This window comes from uncultured Thiohalocapsa sp. (assembly GCF_913063425.1).
Taxonomy (GTDB): Bacteria; Pseudomonadota; Gammaproteobacteria; order Chromatiales; family Chromatiaceae; genus Thiohalocapsa.
On the sequence record NZ_CAJXYK010000102.1, the window covers coordinates 1 to 6,098 of the forward strand.

Sequence of the window (6,098 nt, forward strand, 5' to 3'; positions counted from 1 at the left end):
TTCGGCTCCCTGCAACGCCGCATGGCGCGTCCGGAGGCGTCCGCAGCAGGTCGGTGGGTTTCTTCACGACCTCTCAGGCCCAGGCGGCGGCGATGAGCCGGTCGAAGCGCCGCAACAGCGCAATCACGTCCACGGTGTCCCAGTCACAGCCGCGCAGTGCCTCCTCCGCCATGGGCGCGATGCCGCTCACCGCCGGCAGGGGCGCATCGGCCGCCAGCAGGGCGCGGGTGCGGGGGATGAACAGCCACTGCACCCATTCGGTGAAGCGCAGCGTGTCGCAGCAGAAGGGCAGCGGACTCGCGAGCGCGGCCGGCGGAGGCGGCAGCAGCTGCCACTGGCCGGCAGCCTTGAGCGCCATGGTGAGGTCGTCCAGCAGCCGGGCGATGTCGGCACGCACCGCCCGCGCCCCGGGGCTGCCGTCGTTGTTCGCCATCCCGTGGCTCAAGGGCCCATCCCGGGCCTGCGGCGGGCGGTGTCCGTCACGCGTCTCCGTCCAGCGACAGGCGCTGGTGGCGCCGGCCCAGGTTGCACAGTACCTTCACTTTCAGCGCGCCGGCGCTGTCCGCCTTGGTGACGAAGGGGACACCCGCCTCGCCGCCCAGACTCACGGCGAACTCCAGCGTCACCTGCTCCACCTCGGCGTCCACGCCGCGCAGCGCGGCGACGGAGCCGTCCACGAAGCCGCGCAGGGTCTCCTGCACCCGGGCCACGTCAGGGCGCTGCGCGCTGTCCCGACCCGCGCGCTGATAGCCCATGGCGCTGACGGCGGAGCGCGGCACCGAGACCTCGTCATCCGTTTCCACCAGCACGGTGCGGCCCTCGCCCAGATCCAGCTCGATGAGTTTTGCCATCTTCAGGTGTCCCGGTAATCGCATCGATTGCACGCCGGCAGTGTAACCGAAGCCGCCATCCACAACGTCCCCACGGCGTCCCGGCACGGCCGCCGGAGGCGGCCGCCCCGGCGCACCCGCAGCTTGGTTGACACACGGCAACTGCGCCGCGGATCGCGGCGCCAGGCTTGCGCCATGTCAGCGCAACCCGCTCGCGAGTGGACGATCCTGGAACGTCGCCACCCATCGGGGAACCCTTTGGCCCTGAAGCCCTTGGGCCACTCCCCGTCCACCCGCCCCGGCCACCCGCCCCCGGACACCCACACGGAGACCCGAGCATGCCAGCGCCCCGACGCACCCCCTGGGCCGAGCGCCCGTTCCCCGGAGCTGCGGGCGGCCACCCGTGGCAGCGCTGCTCGCCCCTGTGGCGCGGCGCGTGGATCGCGATGCTCCTGTGGCTGCCGCTGGTGGCGGCGGCGGACGCCGGCAGCTGGCCGACGCCGCCGGCCAGCGAGGAAGCACCGCCGCAGGTCTCCGGACCGCTGCAGGGCGGCACCGCCGACCACACCAAGTTCGAAGAGCTCGCCGGGCCCTTCGCCGACGGCTCGGAGGTGACCCAGGCCTGTCTCGGCTGCCACACCGAGACCGGCAAGCACTTCATGCAGAACATCCACTGGACCTGGTCGTTCGAGGACCCGAATACGGGCCAGCAGCTCGGCAAGAAGTACCTGATCAATAACTTCTGCACCAACGCCCGCGGCAACGAGGGCATGTGCACCCAGTGCCACGCGGGCTACGGCTGGAAGGACGAGTCCTTCGACTTCACCGACGAGACCAAGATCGACTGCCTCGTCTGCCACGAGACCACCGGCACCTACTACAAGACACCCAACTCGGCCGGCAGCCCGGCCTGCTCGGTGATGTTCGAGGGCAAGCCGCCCATCGATCTTGCCGCCGCGGCGCAGAGCGTAGACCTGCCGCAACGGGCCAACTGCGGCGCCTGCCACTTCATGGGCGGCGGCGGCGACAACGTCAAGCACGGCGACCTGTCCTCTGCACTCAAGGCGCCGCCGCGCACGCTCGATGTGCACATGGGCGTGGACGGGCTCAACTTCGCCTGCACCGCCTGCCACGTGACCAACAAGCACGTCTGGGCCGGCAGCCGCTACAACGTGGTGGCCAAGGACACCGAGGGCACCGGCCTGCCCGGGCAGCGCACGGATGTGGCCACCTGCGAGTCCTGCCATGGCCTTGCACCGCACCCGGTGGATTCGCTGGCCGGCTTCAAGCTCAACGACCACGTGCAGAGCATCGCCTGCCAGACCTGCCACATCCCCGCATTCGCCCGCGGCGGTGTGGCCACCGTCGTCGATTGGGACTGGCGCACCGCGGGCAGGACCCGCGACGGAGAAGGTTTCCACGAGGAAGGCTACATCCAGGGCAACGGCGAGCACCGCTACACCTACAAGTCCATCAAGGGCCATTTCACCTACGACGAGGACATCGTCCCCGAGTACGCCTGGTTCGACGGCCAGATGGTCTACACCACCATCGACACGGAATTCGACCCCGATGCCGCCGTCATCGAGATCAACGGCTTCACCGGTTCGCGGGAGGACGGGCGCTCGCGCATCTGGCCCTTCAAGCGCATGCACACCTGGCAGCCCTATGACAAAGGCCACGGCACACTGGTCTACACCCACCTGTGGGGCGAGGACGACGCCGCCTACTGGGGCAACTACGACATGGCCGCCGCCATCGAGAAGGGCATGGCGGACTTCGGGCTGGACTACTCCGGCGAGTACGGCTTCATCGAGACCCTGTCCTGGTGGCCCATCACCCACATGGTGGCGCCCAAGGCGCAGGCGCTCGGCTGCGGCGACTGCCATACGCCGAGCAACAGCCGGCTTGCCTCCGTGGCGGGCATCTACCTGCCGGGGCGCGACCGCAACCCCTGGCTGGACGGCATCGGCACCATCCTGGTGTTCGGCACCCTCGCCGGCATCCTCATTCACGCCCTGGTCCGCATCTTCTCCAAGCCCAAGGAGGCGCAGCACTGATGGCCCTGCACCGCGTCAAGATCTTCAGCCTGTTCGAGCGCTTCTGGCACTGGTCGCAGATGCTGCTCATCGTGCTGCTGCTCATCACCGGCTTCGGGCTGCACGGCTTCCATGACCTGTTCAGCTTCGAGGACGCGGTGACCCTGCACACCGGTGCTGCGCTGACCCTGCTGGTGCTCTGGGCCTTCGGCACCTTCTGGCTCTTCACCACCCGCAGCTGGCGCCATTTCATCCCGACGGTGCACGGCATGTGGGGCGTGCTGCGCTACTACAGCTTGGGCATCTTCAAGGGCGAGCGCCACCCCTACCGCAAGGCCTACTGGCGCAAGCACAACCCGCTTCAGGCGCTGGCCTACACCATGCTCAAGCTGGTGCTCTTCCCGGCCATCTGGATCACCGGGCTGATCTATCTCTTCTACTTCGCCTGGCGCGACCTGCCGGATGCCACCGCCTACTTGACCGGCGTGGCGCTCATCCACACCGCCGCCGCCTTCGCCATCCTTGCCTTCGTCTTCATCCACGTCTACATGCTCACCACGGGGCATTCCTTCCGCGATCATGTCATGCCCATGATCACCGGCTTCGACGAGGTGGACCTGACGCCGGAGGAAGAGGCCTATCTGCGCAAGGACCAGCCGGAGGATATTCGCTAGACCTTCGCCCTCGGCACCTGGACAACGCGCGCACCAAAGACAACGGGCGCCGGCTGATACGCGGCGCCCAGGGTGGATCAGCGCAGCGCCTGCACCACCCGGCGCTGCCCTGTGTCGGCATCAGCTGTCCGGCGGCGCCTGCGTGTCCGGGTCCTGTCCGAGCATCCGCAGCCTCGCCGCAAGCTCCTCGGCGCGGCGGCGCTCCTGCTCCGCGCGGCGGCGTTGCTGCTCGGCCTCGCGCTCGGCGGCCAGGGCGCGGACCCGCTCGGCCTCCGCGCGCAGCCGCTCGCTCTCGGCGCGCTCGCGGTCGGCGCGCCAGCCGGCCAGCACGAAGTCGGCATAGACCGGATCATCGCGCAGGGCCTCGTCGGCGGGTTGGGCGAGCAGGTCGGCGAGCCGGAAGCGAAAGCCGGGCAGCACGCGGGAATGGATGACACCGTCCTGCGGCGGGATCGGCTCGTACAGGCCGCTGTCATTGCGGCTGTAGAAGGCCCGGCGCTCGGCGTCGGCGTGCAGGATGTAATACTCGGGCACGCCGCCTGCGGCATATTCGCCGTGCTTCTGCACCCTGTCGCGGTGGATGTGCGCCGGCTTGGTGGTGGACAGGGCTTCGATGCAGAGGTCATAGACGCCGTGATAGGCGACGTCCACCGGCAGCAGTACGCCGGGGTTGTCGTTGCGCACCACGGCCAAATCGGGCTTACGGATGACGACCTTATTCTGCAGGGGCAGCCGGAAGCCCATGTCCAAGCCCACCAGCTTGCCGAGCGGTTTGGCCTTCAGGAAGGTGTCGAGCAGCCGCAGCAGCCAGACATAGATGCAGTAGGTCTCGAAGTCCGACACCGGCTTCTCCTCCAGCACGCCGTCGTTCCATTCGTACTGGATATCGGGTTCCAGGTAGTATCGGGTCCAGTAGGTCTCCTCCGAGACGCGCTTGCCGGCCTCCGAGCGGGGCGCCTGTGTCCCGGCGGGCGCGGCGGCCGGTGCGTCGGTCCGCCGCGGCGGCGCCGACTCGGCGCTGACGGGCTGGGTCATGGCGAGGCTCCGGTCTGAAGGGGGTTGTCGCGTGTGGACCAAACCTAGCACGCACCGCAACCAATCCAAAGGGCTTGTCCGGCTGCCCTGCTCCGGCGTGGGCGTTGGGCACGACGCTCCGGCGCCGCGCAACGGGCGCGGCAAAGCCTTGAGACACTCACCGCTGAAGCGCTGCTCGGACGCCCCGCGCCGGCGCGCGGGAGCAAGCCGGCTGCCGAGCAGCGGGCGGACGCCGGATGCGGCAGCCAACCTTCTCATAAATCGGTTTAAAAATACCGCATAAACCGTTATAAAACGGCCAATCGAGTGCATGACAGCGTGCTCCGCCCGCAGGACAGTACCGCAGTTCAACCTTCTGGCGGCGAGCAACCGGGGGCGCCGATTGCACCCTGCGCCCATGCGAGCCGCGCCGCCCCGACACGAGGTGACCGAGCCCATGCGCAGATTGCTGCTGATCGCCCTGTCGGCCGGCATCGCCGGCGCCACGCCGCCCGGCGACGGGCCCACGCCCAGGGTTGGCGGCGCCGCGCACATGGCCGCAACCGCATCCATCTCCGCTGCGCCGGGCGGCCCCTCCACCGCGCCCTTCGCGCTGCTCGGTGAGACCATCCCGCCCGGCAGCAGCCGCAGGCTCGCCTGGGCGGGCACCGAGCAGTTCGAGGGCGTCCCCATCGAGACCCCAGTGCTGGTGGCGCACGGCGCGGCGCCGGGCCCGGTCCTCTGCCTCACCGGCGCGGTGCACGGCGACGAGCTGAACGGCATCGAGATCGTCCGCCGGGTGCTGGATCGCCTGCAGCCCGTGTCGCTCGAGGGCACCGTCATCGGCGTGCCCATCGTCAACATCCAGGCCTTCCGCGACGGCAGCCGCTACCTGCCGGACCGCCGGGATCTGAACCGCCATTTCCCGGGCTCCCCCGGCGGCTCGGCGGCCTCGCGCATCGCCCATTCGCTGTTCACCCGGGTGATCCAGCACTGCGACGCCCTGGTGGACCTGCACACGGGCTCCTTCGAGCGCATCAACCTGCCGCAGCTGCGGGCCGACCTGAGCCATGCGGGCGTCGCCGCCCTGGCCCGGGGCTTCGGCGCCACCGTGGTGGTCAACAGCCAGCCCCGGGACGGCACGCTGCGGGCCGCCGCGACCCAAACCGGCATCCCCACCGTCACCTTCGAGGCCGGCGGCCCGGCGCAGCTGGAGCCCGAGCAGATCGCGCACGGTGTGCGCGGCATCCAGGCCCTGCTGGACAGCCTCGGCATGGTCGCCCAGGCCCGACCGTGGACGGAGCGCGAGGCGACCTATGTGGACTCGTCCTGGGTGCGCGCGGAGCGCGGCGGCATCCTCATGTCCGCGGTAGAGCTGGGCAGCGAGGTCAGCCAAGGCGACGTCCTCGGCCGCCTCATCGACCCCATCACCAACCAGACCACCCCCATCGAGGCCCCGAGCGACGGCCGCGTCATCGGCATGGCCCGCAACCAGGTCCTGATGCCGGGCTTCGCCGCCTACCATCTGGGCCAACAGGGGG

6 protein-coding genes are annotated in these 6,098 nt (G+C 69.6%); 3 read left to right on the plus strand and 3 right to left on the minus strand.

The window, feature by feature from the left end; translation table 11 throughout:
• Positions 1-73: 73 nt before the first annotated feature.
• Both QZ607_RS25510 and QZ607_RS25515 read right to left on the minus strand, forming a co-directional pair.
• Entirely contained in the window at positions 74-433 is a 360-nt protein-coding gene (locus QZ607_RS25510) for a YqcC family protein (RefSeq protein WP_295889013.1), read from the minus strand.
• Between the two features lie 46 nt (positions 434-479).
• Complete coding sequence (locus QZ607_RS25515) at positions 480-851, minus strand: CU044_2847 family protein (protein WP_295889016.1); 372 nt, start codon at positions 849-851, stop codon at positions 480-482.
• Between the two features lie 425 nt (positions 852-1,276).
• Here QZ607_RS25515 and QZ607_RS25520 point away from each other — a divergent pair, with 425 nt between their 5' ends.
• Together QZ607_RS25520 and QZ607_RS25525 are read left to right on the plus strand one after the other, a co-directional pair.
• Entirely contained in the window at positions 1,277-2,890 is a 1,614-nt protein-coding gene (locus QZ607_RS25520) for a tetrathionate reductase family octaheme c-type cytochrome (protein WP_295889026.1), read from the plus strand.
• Positions 2,890-3,543: a cytochrome b/b6 domain-containing protein gene (locus QZ607_RS25525; protein ID WP_295889018.1), complete on the plus strand. Its 654-nt coding sequence runs from the start codon at positions 2,890-2,892 to the stop codon at positions 3,541-3,543. Before QZ607_RS25520 ends, QZ607_RS25525 begins: the two co-directional genes overlap by 1 nt.
• Positions 3,544-3,663: 120 nt before the next feature.
• Here the strand turns inward: QZ607_RS25525 and QZ607_RS25530 are convergent, their stop codons facing one another.
• Positions 3,664-4,578, minus strand: a complete 915-nt coding sequence (locus QZ607_RS25530; protein ID WP_295889022.1) for a Uma2 family endonuclease — start codon at positions 4,576-4,578, stop codon at positions 3,664-3,666.
• 436 nt (positions 4,579-5,014) lie between these two features.
• Between QZ607_RS25530 and QZ607_RS25535 the strand changes: the two genes are divergently transcribed.
• A partial coding sequence (locus QZ607_RS25535; protein WP_295889025.1) for a succinylglutamate desuccinylase/aspartoacylase family protein occupies positions 5,015-6,098 on the plus strand: 1,084 nt, incomplete at its 3' end.

Excerpts from the sequence above, each read along its gene's own strand:
- QZ607_RS25510 (WP_295889013.1), bottom strand. The coding sequence starts at position 433 with ATGGCGAACAACGACGGCAGCCCCGGGGCGCGGGCGGTGCGTGCCGAC.
- QZ607_RS25515 (WP_295889016.1), bottom strand. The coding sequence starts at position 851 with ATGGCAAAACTCATCGAGCTGGATCTGGGCGAGGGCCGCACCGTGCTG.
- QZ607_RS25520 (WP_295889026.1), top strand. The coding sequence starts at position 1,277 with ATGCTCCTGTGGCTGCCGCTGGTGGCGGCGGCGGACGCCGGCAGCTGG.
- QZ607_RS25525 (WP_295889018.1), top strand. The coding sequence starts at position 2,890 with ATGGCCCTGCACCGCGTCAAGATCTTCAGCCTGTTCGAGCGCTTCTGG.
- QZ607_RS25530 (WP_295889022.1), bottom strand. The coding sequence starts at position 4,578 with ATGACCCAGCCCGTCAGCGCCGAGTCGGCGCCGCCGCGGCGGACCGAC.